This window comes from Agromyces sp. Marseille-P2726 (assembly GCF_902809835.1).
Taxonomy (GTDB): Bacteria; Actinomycetota; Actinomycetes; order Actinomycetales; family Microbacteriaceae; genus Agromyces.
This window is the reverse complement of record NZ_CADDWM010000007.1, coordinates 103,867-122,379: the sequence shown is the minus strand read 5'-3', so window position 1 is coordinate 122,379 and position 18,513 is coordinate 103,867. Positions and strand designations below refer to the sequence as shown.

14 protein-coding genes are annotated in these 18,513 nt (G+C 68.9%); 6 read left to right on the top strand and 8 right to left on the bottom strand.

The annotated features are described in order from the left end of the window. Positions 1 to 70: 70 nt before the first annotated feature. The 3 genes from HUS56_RS02210 to HUS56_RS02200 form a co-directional block, all read right to left on the bottom strand. Positions 71 to 721 (bottom strand): nucleotide exchange factor GrpE, encoded by a 651-nt coding sequence (locus tag HUS56_RS02210; protein ID WP_173921789.1) that lies wholly within the window; start codon positions 719 to 721, stop codon positions 71 to 73. 2 nt (positions 722 to 723) lie between these two features. Beyond that, positions 724 to 2,598: a molecular chaperone DnaK gene (gene dnaK, locus HUS56_RS02205; protein ID WP_173921788.1), complete on the bottom strand. Its 1,875-nt coding sequence runs from the start codon at positions 2,596 to 2,598 to the stop codon at positions 724 to 726. 518 nt (positions 2,599 to 3,116) lie between these two features. Beyond that, the gene (locus HUS56_RS02200; RefSeq protein ID WP_173921787.1) at positions 3,117 to 4,700 is read right to left on the bottom strand and encodes an MFS transporter; all 1,584 of its coding nucleotides are present in this window, start codon (positions 4,698 to 4,700) and stop codon (positions 3,117 to 3,119) included. 406 nt (positions 4,701 to 5,106) lie between these two features. Between HUS56_RS02200 and HUS56_RS02195 the strand changes: the two genes are divergently transcribed. The 3 genes from HUS56_RS02195 (at position 5,107) to HUS56_RS02185 (ending at position 8,353) form a co-directional block, all read left to right on the top strand. Continuing rightward, positions 5,107 to 5,976, top strand: coding sequence for a serine protein kinase RIO (locus HUS56_RS02195; protein ID WP_173921786.1), 870 nt, complete (start codon positions 5,107 to 5,109; stop codon positions 5,974 to 5,976). A gap of 41 nt (positions 5,977 to 6,017) precedes the next feature. Next, positions 6,018 to 6,800 carry an endonuclease/exonuclease/phosphatase family protein gene (locus HUS56_RS02190; RefSeq protein WP_173921785.1) on the top strand — a complete coding sequence of 261 codons (783 nt, stop codon included), beginning with the start codon at positions 6,018 to 6,020 and terminating at the stop codon, positions 6,798 to 6,800. A 146-nt stretch (positions 6,801 to 6,946) separates the two neighbouring features. Beyond that, positions 6,947 to 8,353, top strand: a complete 1,407-nt coding sequence (locus tag HUS56_RS02185; protein WP_173921784.1) for an MFS transporter — start codon at positions 6,947 to 6,949, stop codon at positions 8,351 to 8,353. Here HUS56_RS02185 and HUS56_RS02180 read toward each other — a convergent pair whose 3' ends face one another. Beyond that, the gene (locus HUS56_RS02180) at positions 8,354 to 8,887 is read right to left on the bottom strand and encodes a MarR family winged helix-turn-helix transcriptional regulator (protein ID WP_254431242.1); all 534 of its coding nucleotides are present in this window, start codon (positions 8,885 to 8,887) and stop codon (positions 8,354 to 8,356) included. It lies immediately after the preceding gene. A gap of 211 nt (positions 8,888 to 9,098) precedes the next feature. Here HUS56_RS02180 and HUS56_RS02175 point away from each other — a divergent pair, with 211 nt between their 5' ends. Continuing rightward, the gene (locus tag HUS56_RS02175; protein ID WP_173921782.1) at positions 9,099 to 9,785 is read left to right on the top strand and encodes a MarR family winged helix-turn-helix transcriptional regulator; all 687 of its coding nucleotides are present in this window, start codon (positions 9,099 to 9,101) and stop codon (positions 9,783 to 9,785) included. 69 nt (positions 9,786 to 9,854) lie between these two features. Here the strand turns inward: HUS56_RS02175 and HUS56_RS02170 are convergent, their stop codons facing one another. The 3 genes from HUS56_RS02170 to HUS56_RS02155 form a co-directional block, all read right to left on the bottom strand. Then, a complete protein-coding gene (locus HUS56_RS02170; RefSeq protein ID WP_173921781.1) occupies positions 9,855 to 10,457 on the bottom strand; it encodes a nucleoside deaminase in 603 nt (200 codons plus the stop codon). Positions 10,458 to 10,607: 150 nt separating this feature from the next. Next, positions 10,608 to 13,826 carry an ExeM/NucH family extracellular endonuclease gene (locus HUS56_RS17100; protein WP_217423916.1) on the bottom strand — a complete coding sequence of 1,073 codons (3,219 nt, stop codon included), beginning with the start codon at positions 13,824 to 13,826 and terminating at the stop codon, positions 10,608 to 10,610. A 173-nt stretch (positions 13,827 to 13,999) separates the two neighbouring features. Further along, positions 14,000 to 14,908 carry a GNAT family N-acetyltransferase gene (locus HUS56_RS02155; RefSeq protein ID WP_254431241.1) on the bottom strand — a complete coding sequence of 303 codons (909 nt, stop codon included), beginning with the start codon at positions 14,906 to 14,908 and terminating at the stop codon, positions 14,000 to 14,002. A gap of 97 nt (positions 14,909 to 15,005) precedes the next feature. Between HUS56_RS02155 and HUS56_RS02150 the strand changes: the two genes are divergently transcribed. Further along, a complete protein-coding gene (locus HUS56_RS02150; protein WP_173921780.1) occupies positions 15,006 to 15,560 on the top strand; it encodes a hypothetical protein in 555 nt (184 codons plus the stop codon). Positions 15,561 to 15,746: 186 nt separating this feature from the next. Continuing rightward, positions 15,747 to 17,654 (top strand): substrate-binding domain-containing protein, encoded by a 1,908-nt coding sequence (locus HUS56_RS02145; RefSeq protein WP_173921779.1) that lies wholly within the window; start codon positions 15,747 to 15,749, stop codon positions 17,652 to 17,654. 125 nt (positions 17,655 to 17,779) lie between these two features. Here HUS56_RS02145 and HUS56_RS02140 read toward each other — a convergent pair whose 3' ends face one another. After that, positions 17,780 to 18,439, bottom strand: coding sequence for a TetR/AcrR family transcriptional regulator (locus HUS56_RS02140; RefSeq protein ID WP_173921777.1), 660 nt, complete (start codon positions 18,437 to 18,439; stop codon positions 17,780 to 17,782). Positions 18,440 to 18,513 lie beyond the last annotated feature (74 nt).

Below are 18,513 nucleotides of genomic sequence, written 5' to 3'. Positions count from 1 at the left end.
TGCGTCTCGAGACCTGGTCGGCATCGGTCTCGAGACGTCCGCTCCGCGGGCTCCTCGACCCGCAGGAACGCTACTGCGGTGTGTTGACGACGACCTTCGCGGCGCGCAGCAGCGTGCCGCCGAGCCAGTAGCCGGTCTCGACGACGTCGGCGATCGTGTCGACCTCGACGTCATCGGAATGCTGCTGGAAGAGCGCATCGTGCTTCTGCGGGTCGAACGGCTCGCCGACCTGGCCGAAGGGCGTGAGCCCCAGCTTCTCGACCGCGGCCCGGAGCTTCGCAGCGATCGTCGCGAATGGCGCGTCGCCCTCGAGGTCGCCGTGCTTCTCAGCCCGGTCGAGATCGTCGAGCACGGGCAGCAGCGTTGAGACGACCGAGCCGATGGCACGCTCGCGCTCGGCCTCGCGGTTGGCCTCAGTGCGACGACGATAGTTCGCGTACTCGGCCGTGACGCGCTTCAGGTCGGCGAGGTGCTCGTCGCTCGGCTCCTTCACCTCGGCCTCGGCCGCGTTCAGGATGTCGTCGACGGTGAGCATCCGCTCGTCTTCGCCGGCAGCGGATGCCACGGCATCCTCGGCCGCGGCATCCGTCGCCTCGCGGGCGCCCTCGTCGGACACCCCTTCGGCATCGGAAGTCGGCTGGCGAACCGCACCGGTCTCGGGGTCGATGCGCCGCTTGTCGCGGATCACCGGCTCTTCGTGGTTCTGGTTCTCATCCGACATGATTACTTCTTCTCCTCCTCGTCGTCGATGACCTCGGCGTCGACCACGTCCTCATCGGACGACTGGTCGCCGGCCTCGCCCGACGGGTTCGCGTCTTCACCGGGGTTGGCGGAGGCACCCGCCGTCTGGCCCTGCGAGTAGATCGCCTCGCCGAGCTTGCCCTGCGACTGCGAGAGCTTGTCGAACGCCGTCTTGACCGCGTCATCGTCGTCGCCGGCGAGCGCCGACTTCAGCGAGTCGACATCGCCCTGCACCTCGGACTTGACGTCGGCCGGGAGCTTGTCCTCGTTGTCCTTGATGAGCTTCTCGATCGAGTAGACGAGCTGCTCGGCCTGGTTGCGGACCTCCGCGGACTCGCGGCGCTTCTTGTCTTCGGCGGCGTGCTCCTCGGCGTCGCGGACCATGCGCTCGATGTCCTCCTTGGGGAGACTCGAGCCGCCGGTGATCGTCATCGACTGCTCCTTGCCCGTGCCCTTGTCCTTCGCGGACACGTGCACGATGCCGTTCGCGTCGATGTCGAAGGTGACCTCGATCTGCGGGACGCCGCGGGGCGCCGGTGCGATGCCGGTCAGCTCGAACGTGCCGAGCGGCTTGTTGTCGCGAGTGAACTCGCGCTCACCCTGGAAGACCTGGATGGCGACCGACGGCTGGTTGTCGTCGGCGGTCGTGAAGGTCTCGCTGCGCTTGGTCGGAATCGCCGTGTTGCGCTCGATCAGCTTCGTCATGATGCCGCCCTTGGTCTCGATGCCGAGGCTGAGGGGGGTGACGTCGATGAGCAGCACGTCCTTGCGCTCACCCTTGAGGACACCCGCCTGCAGGGCGGCGCCCACGGCGACGACCTCGTCGGGGTTCACGCCCTTGTTGGGCTCCTGGCCGGTCTCCTGCTTCACGAGGTCGGAGACGGCGGGCATACGGGTCGAACCGCCGACGAGCACGACGTGCGCGACATCCGACAGCTTGATGCCGGCCTCGCGGATCACGTCTTCGAAGGGCTTCTTCGTGCGGTCGAGCAGGTCGCTCGTCATGTTCTCGAACTGGGCGCGCGTGAGCGTCTCGTCGAGGTTCGCCGGACCGTTCTCGGTGAGCGAGAGGTAGGGCAGCTGGATGCTCGTCGACATGCTCGAGCTGAGCTCCTTCTTGGCCTGCTCGGCCGCCTCCTTCAGGCGCTGGAGGGCGATCTTGTCCTTCGAGACGTCGACGCCCGTCGAGTCCTTGAAGCGCTTGATCAGCCAGTCGACGATGCGCTGGTCCCAGTCGTCGCCGCCGAGCCGGTTGTCTCCCGACGTCGCCCGCACCTGGATCGTGGAGAAGTCGTCGTCTTTGCCCACCTCGAGGAGCGAGACGTCGAACGTGCCGCCGCCCAGGTCGAAGACGAGGATCAGCTCGTCCTCCTTGCCCTTGTCGAGGCCGTACGCGAGCGCGGCCGCCGTGGGCTCGTTGATGATGCGGAGCACGTTGAGGCCCGCGATCTCGCCGGCCTCCTTCGTCGCCTGGCGCTCGGCGTCGTTGAAGTACGCCGGCACGGTGATGACCGCGTCGGTGACGGTGTCGCCGAGGTACTGCTCAGCGTCGCGCTTCAGCTTCTGCAGGATGCGCGCCGAGATCTCTTGAGCCGTGTACTGCTTGCCGTCGATCTGCGGCGACTTCCAGTCGGTGCCCATGTGGCGCTTGACCGACGAGATGGTGCGGTCGACGTTGGTGACGGCCTGGCGCTTGGCGGTCTCGCCGACGAGCACCTCGCCATCTTTCGTGAACGCAACGACCGACGGCGTCGTACGGAAGCCCTCGGCGTTCGCGATGACCGTGGGCTCGCCACCCTCGAGGACGCTCACCACCGAGTTCGTCGTGCCGAGGTCGATTCCTACTGCTCGTGACATGTGTTGTTCCCCTTCTGCGAGAGCTCGCGAGCGGATGCCGCGAGCACTCGGTCAATCGGCCGGCCGCCTTCGTCGCCATGCGGCGGACTGTGGCCGGACTGAAGTCTCGTGCCGGAACTTGAGTCCCGACGACTCAAGTGTTTCACCCGACGATTTCCATGTCAATCTGGATCGTCGAAACTTGAGTGCACTTGACTCAACTCACAGCGCACGCCCAGTATTCCGGCTGCCCCGCCGTTCCCGCTCCGTTGCGTCGCTTCGGCTGAACGTGTACCTCCCCCCGAGACTCCTGAAAGCAAGGACAGGTGGCGGCCGCCGGAGCGTCCTTACTTTCAGGAGTCGCGGGGAATCGATACCCGTCCATGCGATCGGGTGACGTTCCGGTACTCACCGAGCATCCTGCCCGCGGTGGCAGCGAAAAGTGGCCTCGCTTCCAGAGCGTCCTTGCTTTCAGGAGTCGGGGTCAGTCGTCACTGGTCCAAGCGCATACCGGTCCAAGCGTTGGAGTGATTCCGGTGCTAGCCGAGCATCGTGCCCTCGGCGGCGGCCGACGGCTTCGGGTCGGGCAGTCGGCGCATACGGAGCCCGTTCAGGATTCCGAGGACACCCGCGAGGATGGGCACGCCCAGCGCGACCTGCAGCGCGATGAACCGCGACTCGGTGTTGATGCGGATGATCTCGTCCTGCACGTCGGGCGGCTGGTCGATCAAGAGCTCCTCGAGGCCGGTGTTCGACATGATCTCGGCGTCCTCCTCGAGCACGGTCGAGACCTGCTGCTGCTGCTCTGCCGAGAGCACAGGGCTCGCGTCCGAGCGCGCCGTGAACGCGAACGCGAGCGTGGCCAGCATGATGGCACCCGCGAACGCCAAGCCGAACGAGAGGCCGAACGACCCAGCGGCCGAGTTCACGCCGGCCGCCTCGCTGACGCGCTCGTCGGAGATGGGAGACAGGGTGTAGTTGTTCAGCTGCGAGACCAGCAGGCCGAGCCCGCAGCCCGAGATGATGAGGGGCACCACGAGCCACCAGCCCGAGTCGACCCTCGGCACGAGGGGCACGAGGATGACCAGGCCGGCCACGACGAGCACGAACCCCCAGAGGATGACGGCCGCCGGGCGACGCTTCAGGCCGCGGCCGGCGAGCAGGGCGATGGCGAACATGCTGAGCGACAGCGGCGCGATCGAGAGTCCGGCTTCGAGGGCGTTGTACTCCAGCACCATCTGCAGGTAGATCGGCAGCACGATCATGGTGCCGCCGAGCGCGATCTGCTGCAGCATCTGCCCAGATGCTCCGGCGACGAACAGCTTCGACTCGAACAGGGTCGGGTCGAGCAGCGTCGGCTTGCCCCGAGCCTTGCGGCTGCGCAGCCAGAACACGAGCAGGCCGAGCCCCAGCACGCCGATGCCGATGATGAGGCCGACGTAGCCGCCCCCCTCCTGCCAGACCAGGATGCCCGTGACCACGCCCCCCATGCCGATGATCGAGAGCGCGGCTCCGACCAGGTCGATGGATCGATCGCCGTGATAGGGCACGTCCTTGACGAGGCCGATCCCGGCCAGTACGACCGCGATGATCACGGCCTCCAGCAGGAAGCCGACCCGCCACGAGAGGAACGTGGTGATGAACCCGCCGAGCAGGGGCCCGACGGCGGCGGCGATGGCGGCGGATGCCCCGACGAGGGCGTAGACCCGCTTCTGGTGCTCGCCCTCGAAGTTGCCGTGGATGAGCGACTGCATCGAGGGCAGCAGCAGGGACGCGCCGATGCCGCCGATGACCGCCCAGAAGAGGATCACCGCCGTGAGGTTCTGCGCCAGCGTCATCGCGACGGCGCCGACCGCGTAGCCGAGCAGGCCGAGGATGTAGGCGAGCTTGCGGCCGATCAGGTCACCCGTCTTGCCACCGATCAGGATGAACGCCGCCGACACGAGCGCCTCGAGCGCGATCGCGCCCTGGACTCCGCTCACCGTGGTGTCGAGGTCGCGCACGACCGCGGAGATCGACACGTTCATGAGCGACGTGTCGACCACGAGCACGAACATCGCCATCGCGAGGAGGATCGCGAGACGGAAGTTGAACGGCGCAGCTGCGCCCTCGCCCCCACTCATGTCTGAACACTCGCACAGGGCGACCGCGGCGGATAGACCCAATCTGCGTGAAACCGGTCCTGGCGGCGCACGCCGAGCAGACCAGGGAGAACACCGTCGCCGAGACCGGCTACGTTGCGCAGGAGGCCCGGCGTCTGTTTCGTCACCCTCGACGAGCACCACGGTCCGGGATGCCTCGTCGCTCGCGCCTCCACGCATGCACCGACGATAGTCGCGGCGGAGGCATGGACACGGGTCGACCCAGGGCGTATGCTCGCCTCCGGACCGCGCCACGCGGCATCCGTCGCCGAGACGAAGGGAGGACACCATGAACGCCGTCATGGTCGTGCGCATCGCAGACACCCTTCCCTGTGAGGCCGCCCGCTAGCAATCGCGCCGGTGGCCTCCGCAACCTCGGAGACCAACCGTGAACTTCCTCTCGTCGCTCGACGACACTTCGCCCGTGCCCCTCGGCGCGGCATCCCTCGCCTTCCAGACCGCGGAGCCCGGCGAGGGACAACGCTGGTCGACCTGGCCGGCGACCATTCCGACCGAACGCGGCCCCGAGCCGCGACCCGACTGGCTGGTGACCTCCGCCGCGGCGATCGACACCGAGCTCGGCGTCGTGAAGACCGGCAAGGAGGCCGACCTGCACCTCATCGAACGGGCGATCCCGGATGCCGCGGCCGACGTGCCGGGCAACGCCGCACTGCTCGCCGCCAAGCGGTATCGCACGAGCGAGCACTCGGACTTCCACCGCTCGGCCATCTACACCGAGGGGCGCGGCCTGCGCCGGACGCGCGACGTGCGCGCCGTCGCGAAGGGCACGTCGTTCGGTCGTGCCGTCGCACGCGTGCAGTGGGCGTACGCCGAATTCGACGCGCTGACGCGACTCACGCAGCTCGGCGCGTCGGTGCCGTATCCCGTGCAGGTGCAGGACACCGAGCTGCTCATGGAGTTCATCGGCGACGGTCGCGTGGCCGCACCGCGGCTCGCGCAGGTGCGAGCGGATGCCGCGACGCTGCGTGAGCTGTTCCACCAGGTGATGGACTTCATGCACACCCTCGCGAGTGCCGGCCTCGCGCACGGCGACCTCTCGCCGTACAACCTGCTCGTGCACCACGGACGCGTCGTGGCGATCGACCTGCCGCAGGTCGTCGACGTGATCTCGAACCCGCAGGGGTTCGACCTGCTGCACCGCGACTGCGTGAACGTGTGCGACTGGTTCACCAGGCAGCGATTGGAGTGCGACCCCGAGGAGCTGTTCGCCGAGCTCGTCGGCGTGGTCTCGGTGTGAGCACGGCCGGGCGAGCGGCCACCACGGCGTAGCGTTGGCCCATGCGCTTGGTCACCTGGAACGTGCTGTGGCGATTCGAGCCCGACTGGCGAGCGCGAGAGCGCGGCATCCGCTCGACCCTCGAGCGCCTGCGGCCCGACGTGGTGGGCCTCCAGGAGTGCTGGGCCACCTCCGACACGACGCAGGCGCACGTCGTCGCCGGGTGGCTCGAGATGCACGCCGCGTACGCCGCTCCGTCGCTTCCACCCGTGCCGGCACCGCCCGAGCACCCGGAGCAGGCCGGCGTGCTGCTCGGCGTCGGGCTCGTGAGCCGGCATCCGATCCGACGGCTCCAGCGCCACGAACTCCCCGTGAGCCATCGACAGGTGGCGCCCGTGGCGATCGAGGCGCGCATCGAGCATCCCGAGACGCCGTTCGACGTGATCGTCGCGGCGACGGAATGGGAGCCGGCGTACGCCGACGACCACCTCGCTCAGACCCGACTGCTGGCCGAGCTGCTGTCGGTCGACTCGGGAGTGCCGCGCTTCCTGCTCGCCGACCTCAACTGCGACGCGACGCAGCCCGAGTTCGCGCCGCTGGCCGACGTGGCCGATGACACGTGGGACCTCGGCGGCGGCTCGCCCGGCGCGGTCACGCTCAGTTCGGCGGTGCCGTTCGCGCCGCTCGAGGCGACGAAGGAGATCGATCGGCGCGTCGATCACGTGCTGATCCGTCGCGGGTCGGATGTCGCCGTGGGCGCGGCATCCGTCATCGACACGCCCGTCGACGGGGTGTATCCCTCCGACCACTTCCCGGTTCTCGCCGACGTGCACCTCAGGGCCTGACGGCGGTTCCAGCGCGCCAGCCGCGGGTCGCTTCCGCTGCGGCATCCGCTGCGTTACAGTGCAGCGAGATCAGCGCCGATCGAGCGGAGCGGCGGGCCGTGCTGGTCCGCCACCTTCCGTTCACCCGAACGAACGAGGCTTGCGTCATGACCCTTCCCGAACCGTCCTCCTCCGCGCCCGCGAACGGCGCCATCGGCGCCATGGGTCTCGAGCTGCAGGAGGGGCGGCGGATCCCACGACGACAGGTGTTCTCGTGGGCGCTGTGGGACTGGGCGACGCAGCCCTTCAACTCGGTCATCCTCACGTTCGTGTTCACGGCGCTCTACCTCACGAGCGACACCTTCCTCGAGCCGGCGGTCGCCGCGCTCGCCGAAGACGACCCGGCACGCGAAGCGGGCCTCGCCGACCTCGCCAGCAACCTCGGTTGGGCGATCACGATCGCCGGGATCCTCATCGCGGTGCTCGCGCCGGTGCTCGGCCAGCGAGCGGATGTGGCGGGCCGGCGCAAGCTCTGGCTCGGCGGCGCGACGGCGGGTCTCGTGCTGTGCATGTTCGCGCTCTTCTTCGTGCAGGGCGAACCGCCCTACTTCCTCCTCGGGATCTCGCTGATCGCGGCGGGCACGGTCTTCAGCGAGATCGCGGGCGTGAACTACAACGCGATGCTCGTGCAGGTGTCGACGCCGAAGACGGTTGGCAAGGTCTCGGGCCTGGGCTGGGGGCTCGGCTACATCGGCGGCATCGTGGCCCTCGTGCTCGTCGTGGTCGCCACGACGTTCGACTGGTGGGGGATGCCGACCGACAACGGCCTCGCGTATCGGGTCATCGCCGTCGGCTGCGCGGTGTGGACGATCCTCTTCGCCTGGCCCGTGCTGGCCTTCGTGCCCGAGGCGCCACCGGCACCCCATCGCGAACGCGTGTCCTTCTGGCGCAGCTACGTCGTGCTCGTGCAGGACATCATCGTGCTGTGGCGCGAGTCCCGCCCGACCTTCTGGTTCCTGCTCGCGAGCGCGGTCTTCCGCGACGGGCTCGCCGGCGTGTTCGCCTTCGGGGCGGTGATCGCGGCCGTCGCCTTCCACTTCACGACGAACGAGGTGCTCATCTTCGGCATCGCCGCCAACCTGCTGGCGGGGCTCTCGACCATCCTCGCGGGCCGGTTCGACGATCGATTCGGGCCCCGAGCCGTCATCCTCTTCGCGCTGGCCGGCATCACGATCGCCGGCCTGGTGCTGTTCTTCCTCCACGACGCGGGCAAGCTCGTGTTCTGGATCTTCGGCCTCGCGCTGACGCTCTTCGTCGGGCCCACGCAGGCCGCGTCGCGGTCGTTCCTCGCCCGGGTGACGCCCGCCGGCAGGGAGAGTGAGATCTTCGGGCTCTACGCCACGACCGGAAGGGCGGCGAGCTTCCTCTCGCCGCTGCTGTGGGCGGCCTTCATCGCGGCGTTCGGCGCAACCTACTGGGGCATCCTCGGCATCATCATCGTGGTGGCCGCCGGGTTCGTGCTCATGCTCTTCGTGAAGGTGCCCGCCGAGCGGGCGGCGGTCACCGGAGCCTGACTACTCCCGCAGCCACGCCTCGGCGAACCGGGAGAGCAGCCGCGCGAACTCGTCGCGCTCAGCGGGGGTGAAGTCCGCGAGGGCGCGCTCGATGGCCGAGCGCCGGTGGTCGAGCACGGCCGAGAGCGCCTCGCGGCCGGCTTTCGTGATGGCGAGGATGCTCCGGCGCGCGTCGCGCGGGTCGACCTCGCGTCGAACGTGGCCCGCGTCGACGGCGGCCTGCGCGAGGCGGCTGGCGCGCGGCTGATCCACCCCGATGGCGGTCGCGAGGTCACTGACCGAACTCGGGCCGTGCTTCGAGAGTGCGGCGAGCAGCCGGAGGGCCGCGCCACCGCCGCGGCCGGTGCGTGCGCCGTGGCCGCCCCATACGCCGTGTGCGCCATGGTCGCCATGGTCGCCGTGCCGCTCCCCTGCCTCTGTCTTCTTTTCCTCTCCATTCTCTTCCTCTTCACAGATACCGCTCCCCCCGCGTTCTCCACTGTCCTCTTCGTCGGCCGCGTCCGATGTGTATAAGCGCCAGAGGCCCTCGACCACGGAACGCACCGAGTGCCGCCTCGACCGCGGCGACCGCATCGGCGGGACCGCTCGAGGACTCACCCATGTCGCCGGAACCTGAGGGTTCGCCGAGATCCCCTTGACGGTCGCCTCCCATACATGTCATTGTACATATACATGTCACGTGACATGCAATCTGATCCGCGCATCGCGCGCCGGGCGCCGCATGGCGCACCGAGGAAGGAACATCATGAACACCGACCACATCGAATCCGACCGGTCCGACCGCGACGACGAGAACGATCGCACCGCGGCATCCGCACCCGTCGACCGACCCCTGGGGTTCTGGCTGAAGCTCGTCGACCGCCGCATCTCGCACGAGATGCAGGCGCTCTTCGCCGCTGACGGCATCGCCCGCCGCGACTGGCGGCTGCTCAACCTCATCGCGGGGGAGGCGCACGACGAGCGGCTCGCCGAGCGGCTCCGCGCGAAGCCCCACGTACTGCACCGTCTATCCGAGCGAGGCTGGATCTCGGGGACTCCGCCCGTGCTCACGGATGCCGGCCGCGCGGCCCGAGAGCGACTCGGTCGCGAAGTGGGCACGCTCCGTGCGCGTGTCGCCGGCGCCGTCTCGGCCGATGACTTCGCGACGACCGTGCGAACGCTCGAGGCGATCGCCCGCGAGCTCGGCTGGGACGAGTCCGAGCCACTCCCGCGCGGCCGCCGCGGCGGGCGAGGCCGCACGTCCGGCTCGTGGCATGGAATGCGCGAAGCCCAGGGCTTCGGCCGCTGGCACGGAGGCGGCCGCCGCCACGGCTTCGGCCCGCGACCCGGGTTCGGGCCGCAACCCCGTGCTCAGGACGTTCACGTCCACGTGCACCTGCACGATCGTGAGCACCACGGCGAGCGCGGCGGCCGGCGGTATTCCGGGGCCTGAACACTCGAGGCCTCGGCGGAGCCGGGAGCGCTTCGGCGCTCTCGGCTCTGTTGTGTGCGTGCGCCCGTGTTACCCCTCGCTCGAGCCCCGCGCGTTGTAGACCACGGCGTCCGACGCACCGAAGGCCCGGAACACCTCGAGTGCATCGTCGTGCCCGACTCCGACCGACACGCGGATGCCGCGACGCTCGAACTCGCCCTTCCAATCGGGCGGCATCGGCCCCTCATCGAATCCGGTGAGCCGTTCGACCTCGGCGCCCTCACCTGCGATGGTGAGCGCGCGCACGCCCGACCACATCGTCGCGCCGTAGCACATCACGCACGGGCGCCAATTGACCACGAGTTCGTACTCGGCGCCGTGCGCACCGAGGTCCCAGCGCCCCAGCGCCTGCTGCGCGAGGCTGAGCGCCATCATCTCGGCGTGCATCGCACTGAGGTTGCTCTGCAGCACCACGTTGACGCCGACCGAGACGACCGCACCGGATGCCGCGTCCACGACCATCGCGGCGAACGGGCCGCCGTTGCCTTCTCGCCAGTTGCGGTCGGCGAGGCGGTTCACGACCGCGATGCGCGCCTCGGTGGTGGCCGGCGGCTCCGTGGTGATGCGGTCGAGGTCATCGACGAGCCAGGGAGGAAGCGATGCGGTGAAGTCCGTGGCGATCTCGCCGGTCATGAGCGTCTCCTTGTCGATGCCTCACCGTACCGAAGGACGGAACGTTCGTGTCGGTCCACACCGACCGTGCTCGGAACGCGGTGAGCGGGCCGCCCCAGCTGAGGGGGCGGCCCGCCGTCACCGGTGCCGATTTCGGGTCGGGGTCCGAGGTCAGGGTCGGACTCGGATCGTCACCGTCTGGGTGGTGGAGTTGCCCGAGTCATCCGTCGCCTCGAAGGTGACCGTGTAGACCGCGCCCTGGCGGGCCAGGACCTCCACCTCAGTATCGGAGACCTCTCGGATCTCGGCCTTGTGACCCGCGGCCTCGACGCTGATGATCTCCACCGTCACGTCGTCGTCCACGTTGTCGGTCGCCTCGATGTCGAACGTCACCGAGCGCCACTTGTTGTTCGGCGGGAAGATGGTGTCCTCCGACGCCGTCACCGTCAGCACGGGCGCGATGACGTCGAGGTCGAGTCCGACGATCACCGGGTCGTGGTCGCTCGAACGCCACTCATCGGGCGCGTAGAGCGCGTCCTGCGCGGGTGCCTTGAACGTCATGTCGTAGTCGATCAGGTTCGGCTCATCGGAGTTGATGTGCCAAGCGGCCGCTCCGGTGACGTTGTCGACGATCTCGGTGCCCGCGAGCGCGTAGTCGAGGTATCCGAGCTGACCGTCGAATACGTACGAGTACGCATTCTCACCCTGGAACTCGAACAGCAGGTCGGTGTAGCCCGCCTCGCGGAACGCGTCGATCGGGTCCTCCTTGTCGTACGAGTTCAGGTCGCCGATGATGAGCTCGTTGCCGGCGCCCTGACCCGTCGGGTCGGTGGCGAGCCAGTCACTGAGCGCCTCAGCGGCGAGGGTGCGCGTGAGGTTGCAGTTGCCGGCACCGTCGCCGGTGTCGGGGTCGCCGGCGCACGCCGAGCCCTTCGACTTGAGGTGGTTCACCACCACGGTCACCTTGCCGCCGGCTTGGAGGTCCTCGAAGGTCTGCGCAAGGGCGGGCCGGTTGTGGTCGGTGTTGAATCGCGCGTCGATCTCCTCCGTCAGCACCTTGTGCGCGCCGACTGGCGCAACCTCGGCGGGCTTGTAGATCAGCGCCGTGGTGATCACATCGGTACCGAGCACGCCGGTCGAGATGAAGTCGTACGTGCCTTCGCCCATCTCCTCGTTGAGTGCCTCGACGAGCGTGCCCACGGCGACGTCGCCGTTGTTCTCGATCTCGATGAGGCCGACGATGTCGGCGTCGATCTCGGCGATCGCCGCCACGATCTTCGCCTCCTGGCGCTCGAACTCCACGGCGTCGTTCGCACCCCGCGAATTCAGGGTCGTGAAGTAGTTCAGCACGTTGAAGCTCGCGACCTTCGTCGTGCCGCCGACCTCGGGCACCGGGTTGTCCTCACGCTCGTTCACCGCGGTGAAGTCCGCGCCCCGCGTGGGCTGCACCCGCCACCGGATCGTCGAATTGTCGGTTCCGTCCCTGCGGTGATCGAGGATGCCGGTGAGGTTCGTCACGAGGTCGCCGCCGCGGAACCGATTGTCGAGCGTGAATTCGCCGCCGTTCGGGTGGATCGCCGGGTCGGGATTCTGGAAGAAGCGGCCGTCGTCGATCGTGATGCGCTCGGCGAGGTTCTTCGCCACCAGCGCGTCGTACTCGGGCGAGCCCGGCTCGACGACCGCGGTGGGCGTCATCTGCCGGGTGACCCCGACATCGATCGTGCCGTAACGCGCGTATTCGAAGGTCTCGAGGATCGCGAGCGATTGCGGCAGCGTCACGAGCATGCCCTCGAGCGCCTCGTACTCCTCGGGCTCGGCCGGGATGCTGAACTCGGTGGCCGCCGGCACCTCGAGGCCGGTGTCGCACACTGCAACGTCAGCGGCCGTCACTTCGGTCATGCCGAAGAACTCGCTGACCTCACCCACGACATGCACCTCGTCGCCGACGGCGACGTCCAGCCCTCCAGGGGCGTAGACGAAGATGCCGTCGGATGTCGCGGAGTCGCTGTCACCCGAGTCCTGAAGGTAGTAGCCGTCGTACTGGCCCGTCGCCTGGAAGTCGCCGACCACGACGCCCTCGATATCGACCATCTGGCCCACGACCGGGGAGACATCGCCCGAACCCTGCACGGAGCCGATGGCCACGGTCGACGGCGCCTCGCAGACGGCGTCGGCGGGCGGGGCCACGTACACGGCATTCTCGGTGCCCGGAGTGTTCAATGCCTCGCCGACGACGGGGGTTCCGGTGAAGCCCGGGATGCCCGCGAGGTCGAAGTCGTTGCGCACCCAGTCGCCGGCGGAGTCGGTGTCCGTCCCGTCGGGGATGCGGGACGCACCACCCGGCGCGAACGGGAGGCCGTCGTACGAGACGCCGAGCGTCACGCCGCCATACGTCACGTCACCGGCCGTGCCGTCGTGCACGGCGACCGAATCGACGATCGTCACGCCCTCGGGCAGCTCGAGCACGCCATCGTCGTTCGTGTCGAGGTCATCGCCGAGTGCCCCGGCGAACCCGGTGACCAGCAGGAGCGAGATCGTGCCGTTCTCGAGGGCGTTCGCGGCGAGGTTGACGAGGAGGCGGCCGGCGGCGTCTGCCGTGCCGAGCGTGATGACCTCATCGACGACTCCGATCGGCGAACCGGTGTCACCCTCGATCTCGAGCACCGCGTACTGCGAGAGATCAGCGCCGGGCTCGGTCAACAGCTCGACGTACTCGACGTCGGTGCCCGTGGTGCTCGCCGAGAACTCGTTGATGACCACCGCGGCGGGCTCGGTCACGTCGCTGCACGTCGCGGTGTGCGCCCCCAGCCCGTCGAACGTGTCCTGCGGGAACCCGACCCACTCGACCGCGGGGTCGAACGCGTCATTCGGGTTTGTGTCGCCGACGCACACGGAGGCGGCACGGCGCAGCGTGGTGTTGAGGGTCGAGGTTGGCGCGGCACCCCATTGCGTACCCGGATCGAATCCAACCTGCCCGAAGGAATCGACGACCGTCTCGCCCTTCACGAGCACGAGTGCGTCATTGCCGTTGAACAGACCCGTGGTCGTCGTCTGATCGGCGACAGCGAGGATCGCGGGTCCGGCAGTGGACTGCGCGAACACGAACGCGTCACCGGAGGCGAGGGTGCCGTTCAGCACCACGTTGAGGCTCGTGGTCGTGTTTCCATTGGAGTACTGCCGTAGCCGGTACTGGCTCAGGTCGACGGACGCTTCCGTGCCGTTGTAGATCTCGATGGCCTTGTTGTTCGACGAGCCCTCGACGTACTCGCTGATGAACAACTCCGTCGGAGCGGCGGCCTCGGCGGCCGCTGCCGGAGCTGCTGCGAGCCCGACCGCGAGCAGCGAGCCCGCTGCGATCGCGACAGTGACACGGTGGACAGAACGGATCATCGTGACTCCCCAAGCCTCATTGCGCGGGTGTCCACGTGACCCCCGAGACGATGGTCAGACTAAGCGAGCGGTCGCGTTCAAGGGAAGACCCGGGCGGATGAAGAGACGGTGAACCCCGCAGATGTGCACGCTGATGCGGCATCCATGCACATGTGAGCAGCATCCCGTCCCGGTCAGAGGTCGATCGCCCGGTTGACGTAGTTCGAGGTCACGACCATGCCGACCTTCTCGTAGAGGCCGAGCGCGCCCGTGCGCGAGTCCGTGCTGAGCTCCGAGACGGTGGCCCCGTGCCGGCGCCCCTGGGCGAACGCGTCCACGAGCAGCGCCTGCGCGATCCCGCGGTTCCGGTGGTCTGCGCGAGTGGCCAGGCGGTCGACGTAGGCCGTGTCGTCGCTGAGGATGACGACGGCCGCGGCCACCACCTCGCCGGCGGCATCCGTCACGACACGAAGGTTCCACGGCTCGAAGCCGGGACGACCGAGCGTCGACGCCGTGAAGTCGTCGAAGCTCTCGCGCTCGCGATCCGACCACTCCAGGAATGCGTCCTCGAGCACGTCGTGCATGGCGGCCAGGTCGTCCTGGCCCGCCTGTCGGATCACGTAGCCCGCGGGCAACTGCCGTGCCGGCACCTCGGCACCCTCGGGCAGCTCGAGCACCCAGCTGTTCCACCGCACGCGGTAGCCGAGCTCGGTGAGCAACCGGTCGCCCGGCGACCCGACGAAGACCGGCATGCCGACGACCGTGGAGCCGTGCCGGCGCGCGGCCTCGCGGATCCAACCGGCGATCCACGTGCCGATGCCGCGACCGCGCCACTCGGGGTGCACCGCGGCGTCGGCACGGTCGGATCCGACGAGTTCGCCGTAGGCGACGATCCGGTCGCCGTCGAGCACCGCGACCGAGCGCGCGGCCAGATCGTGCCTGGGGCGGCTCCAGTCCGACACGAGATCGGCCTCTTCGATGTCCACGCGGCCGGTGTCCTCGAGCTCCTGGGCGGCGATCAGCTCGAAGAGCGGCCGCGAGTCCTCACGGGTGAGCGGGCGCGTCGTCAGCCCTGCGGGGAGCGCCGGCATCGAAGTCGTCACGGCGCGATTGTAAGCGGCATCCGCTCGGATAGTGTGGACGCGGGGGAGCCACGGTTCACGCCGCCGCACGCGATGAGCGGGAGGTCTCGATCACCTCGTGACGTCCACGTTGAGCGAGAAGCGCCGTCGTCGACAGCGGCGACGGATCATCGCGTACGCGGCCGTGACGGTCGCGTGGGCGGCATCCATCTGGATCGGTACGCTGCTCGCGCCGCCCGAATGGCTGCATACGCTCGCGCTGTTCGGGCACCTGGTCGGACTCGTGATCGGGCTGGGGGCGGCGCTGGCCATCGAGTGGCACGCACTGCTCTGGGCGACCGGCTGGAGCTCGGTTCGGGAGCTGCGGCAGGTCGACCAGACGATGATCCTGCCGGTCTGGGCAGGGCTGGCTGTCCTGCTCGCCACGGGCGCACTGCTGCAACCGCACCTCGACAGCCCTGCGACCGCCGTCAAGCTCGGCGCCGTGCTCGTCGTGGCGCTCAACGGCGTGGCGCTGACCCGGTGGACCGGAGATCTCGCGCGCATCCCGCCGAACGCGAGGTTCCAGGCGTTGCCGCGTGGCATCCGCGTGCGATTCGTCGTGAGCGCCGTCGTGTCGCAGATCGCCTGGTGGACCGCGGTGTTCATCGGCATGCTGAACTCGACGACGTGAACCGGGCGCGATCGGCGTGCCCGCGGCATCCGATGCCTTGGGCTGTGCCGAGCCGTGGAGCTAAGCTCAGCCTTGATCCCACCTCCCCCCAATGTGAGGACGACGTATGTTCGATGCGGAGCGCTCCCGCCCGGCACGGAGGATCCCTCGGCCTCGAGTCGGCCGCGGCCGCGTGGAGGCCCGCGCGTGAGCAGCGGGGGCACGCCGTCACGTCGCGACCGGAGCCAACTCCGCCAGGAAGGCCGCCGGCGCCGTCGACGCGTCGTCTGGAGTGCCGGCGCTGCCGTGGTCGTGCTGCTGCTGGCGGCTGGCGGGGCGGTCGCTGCAGCCATGCTGACGAACCGGGATGACGGTGCCGACACCGCCGCGACGCAAGCGGCCGACACGGGGCCCATCGTCTTCCCCGACGACGAGCCGGCCGCGGAGGCCGGTGCCGAGCCGTGCACCACCGTGCGGGTGCTCTCGTCGTTCGAGAACGCCGAGATGGTGGCCAAGCTCGTGGAGGGCTACAACGCGCAACCCCGCGACGTCGAGGGCTCCTGCGTAACCGTGGTGGCCCAGACGGAGAAGTCCGGGGTCGCGGCGACCGACGCCGGAGCCAATTTCAAGGATCGACCCGAAGACGAGCGCCCGATCGTCTGGATTCCCGACGCGACGTCGTGGCTCAACGTCGCCCGCTACTCGGGTGGCGGTGCGAGTGTGCCGAAGCAGGGCACGAGCCTCGGGGCATCCCACATCGTGCTCGCCATGCCCGACTCGCTCGCCGACGCGATCGGATGGATCGACGAGCGGCCGAGCTGGAGCGAGGTCTTCGCCGTCGCCGACGACGAGGAGGCCTGGGCCGACGTCGGGCGCCCCGAGCTGGGCGCGTTCAAGCTCGGCAAGACGAGCCCGCTCATCGCGAGCTCGGGCGAGGCGGCGCTGCTGGCCTCGTACGGCTCGGTCGCGGGTTCGATCGCCGATCTCACCGCCGAGCAGATCGAGGACGACGAGGTCACCGAGGAGGTGCGGCAGCACGAGCTCGCGACGAGCCACTACATGGCGACCCCCGAGCACTTCCTCTGGCACGCGCGCCAAGCGGAGGAGACGGGGTCGGTCGCCGACTTCCTCTCGGCGGTCATCGTCGACGAGAAGTCGGTCTGGGACTACAACCGCGGCATCACGAGTCGCGACGGCGTGTCTCGCGTGCAGAGCACGCCGCCGGTCGAGCAGCTGGTGCCGATCTACCCGACCGACGGCTTCTACACCGCCGACAACCCGGCCGCCGTGCTCATCGGGCCATGGGTCGATGCTGACGAGAAGGCCGCCGGTGACGACTTCGTGCGCTACGCGGTGACCAAGCAGGGCCAGCAGATCGTGCGCGACGCCGGGTATCGCGACCTCAACGACGAGATGAGCCCCGTCGTGCAGCAGGTCGGCCGGTTCACCGCGTCACCCCACGGCGCGCTCCAGTTCCCCGGGCAGAAGGTGCTCATCACCGCGCACCAGGCGTTCCCCGAGGTGCGCAAGCGCGCCCAGGTGTTGTTCCTCGTCGACGTCTCGGGTTCGATGGCCGAGCCGATCGCGACCGGTGACACCAAGTTGGCGGCGGCGAAGGACGCCATCACGCAGGCCCTCGAGCACTTCTCCGCTGGCGACAACGTGGGCCTCGCGGCATTCTCCGACATCGACGCCGGTCCCATCACTCCCGGCATGGTCGGCGAGGTCGCCGACATCGGCCCGAATCGCACGCTGCTCCTGCGCGCCCTCGGTGCGCTGAAGCCCATCGAGTTCACGCCGTTGTACTCGGCCGTCGACGCCTTCGTCGCCCAGCAGGCGGCCGCCTTCGACCCCGACCGCATCAACGCGATCGTGCTGCTCAGCGACGGGAAGAACGAGACCTTCGCCCCCTCGGTCGACGCGAACCAGATGCTGGCGAACATCAGCGCGCATCACCATCACACCCCGGTGCTCGTGTTCACGCTCGCATACGGGGCGGACGCGGATGTCGCCACGCTGCAGGCGATCGCGAGCGCGACGGGTGCGCACTACTACGACGCGACCGACCCGACGAAGGTCAAGGACGTGCTCGGCGACCTCGTGACGAGCTTCTGAGCGTCGCGACCTCAAGCGCGGTTCGTAGGACATCGCCCGGAATGTAGGACGCCTACCTTGCTGTGTGCCCTACATTCCGCCGTTCGTCCTACAAACGCCGAGGGCTCGGGGTGACGCAGGGGGACTCAGGCCGCGAGGTCGTCGACGTCGGCGAACGGATCCACGACATCGGCGTCGGCGCCTACCGCGAGCAACCGCGAGGCGAGGGCACGCCGCACGAGAACGTACGGCTCGTTGGTGTCGCCGAGCAGCGAGCGGGTGTTCGCGCCGTCGAGCAGGGCGGTGAACTCGAACGCCAGCTGCGCGGCATCCGTCTCGGCGTCGAGCTCGCCGAGCTCGATGGCATAGCCGATGGAGACACGCAGGTAGCTGCTCCAGCTCTCGAACGCCTGCGCCACCGCGTCGCGGACCGGACCCGGCTTGGCATCGAGGTCGACCGCGGCGGACGCGAAGAAGCATCCGCCCTCGAACACGCGATCACGCGAATAGGCGATCCAGCGGTCGAGCAGGGCGATGATGCGGCGGATGCCGCGTGGTTGCGCGCGCGCGGGCTCGAGCACGCTCTCGCGGAACCGCTGCGAGGCGGCCTCGACCGTGGCGAGCTGCAGCCGCTCCTTCGTGCCGAACAGCGTGGCGACGTTGCTCTTGCTGACCTTCGCGGCGGCCGCGAGCCGGCCGATCGTGAGCCCGTCGAGCCCGTCGATCGACGCCAGGTCGACTGCGCTTGCGAGCACGACTCGGCGTGAGGCGTCGCCACGCGCCCGTCGGCCATCGATGTGCTCCATGCTCTTCATTTTACGCACGAACGGTCGTATAGTCGAAGCACGACCGTTCGTATTCATTTCCCGGATGCCGCCGG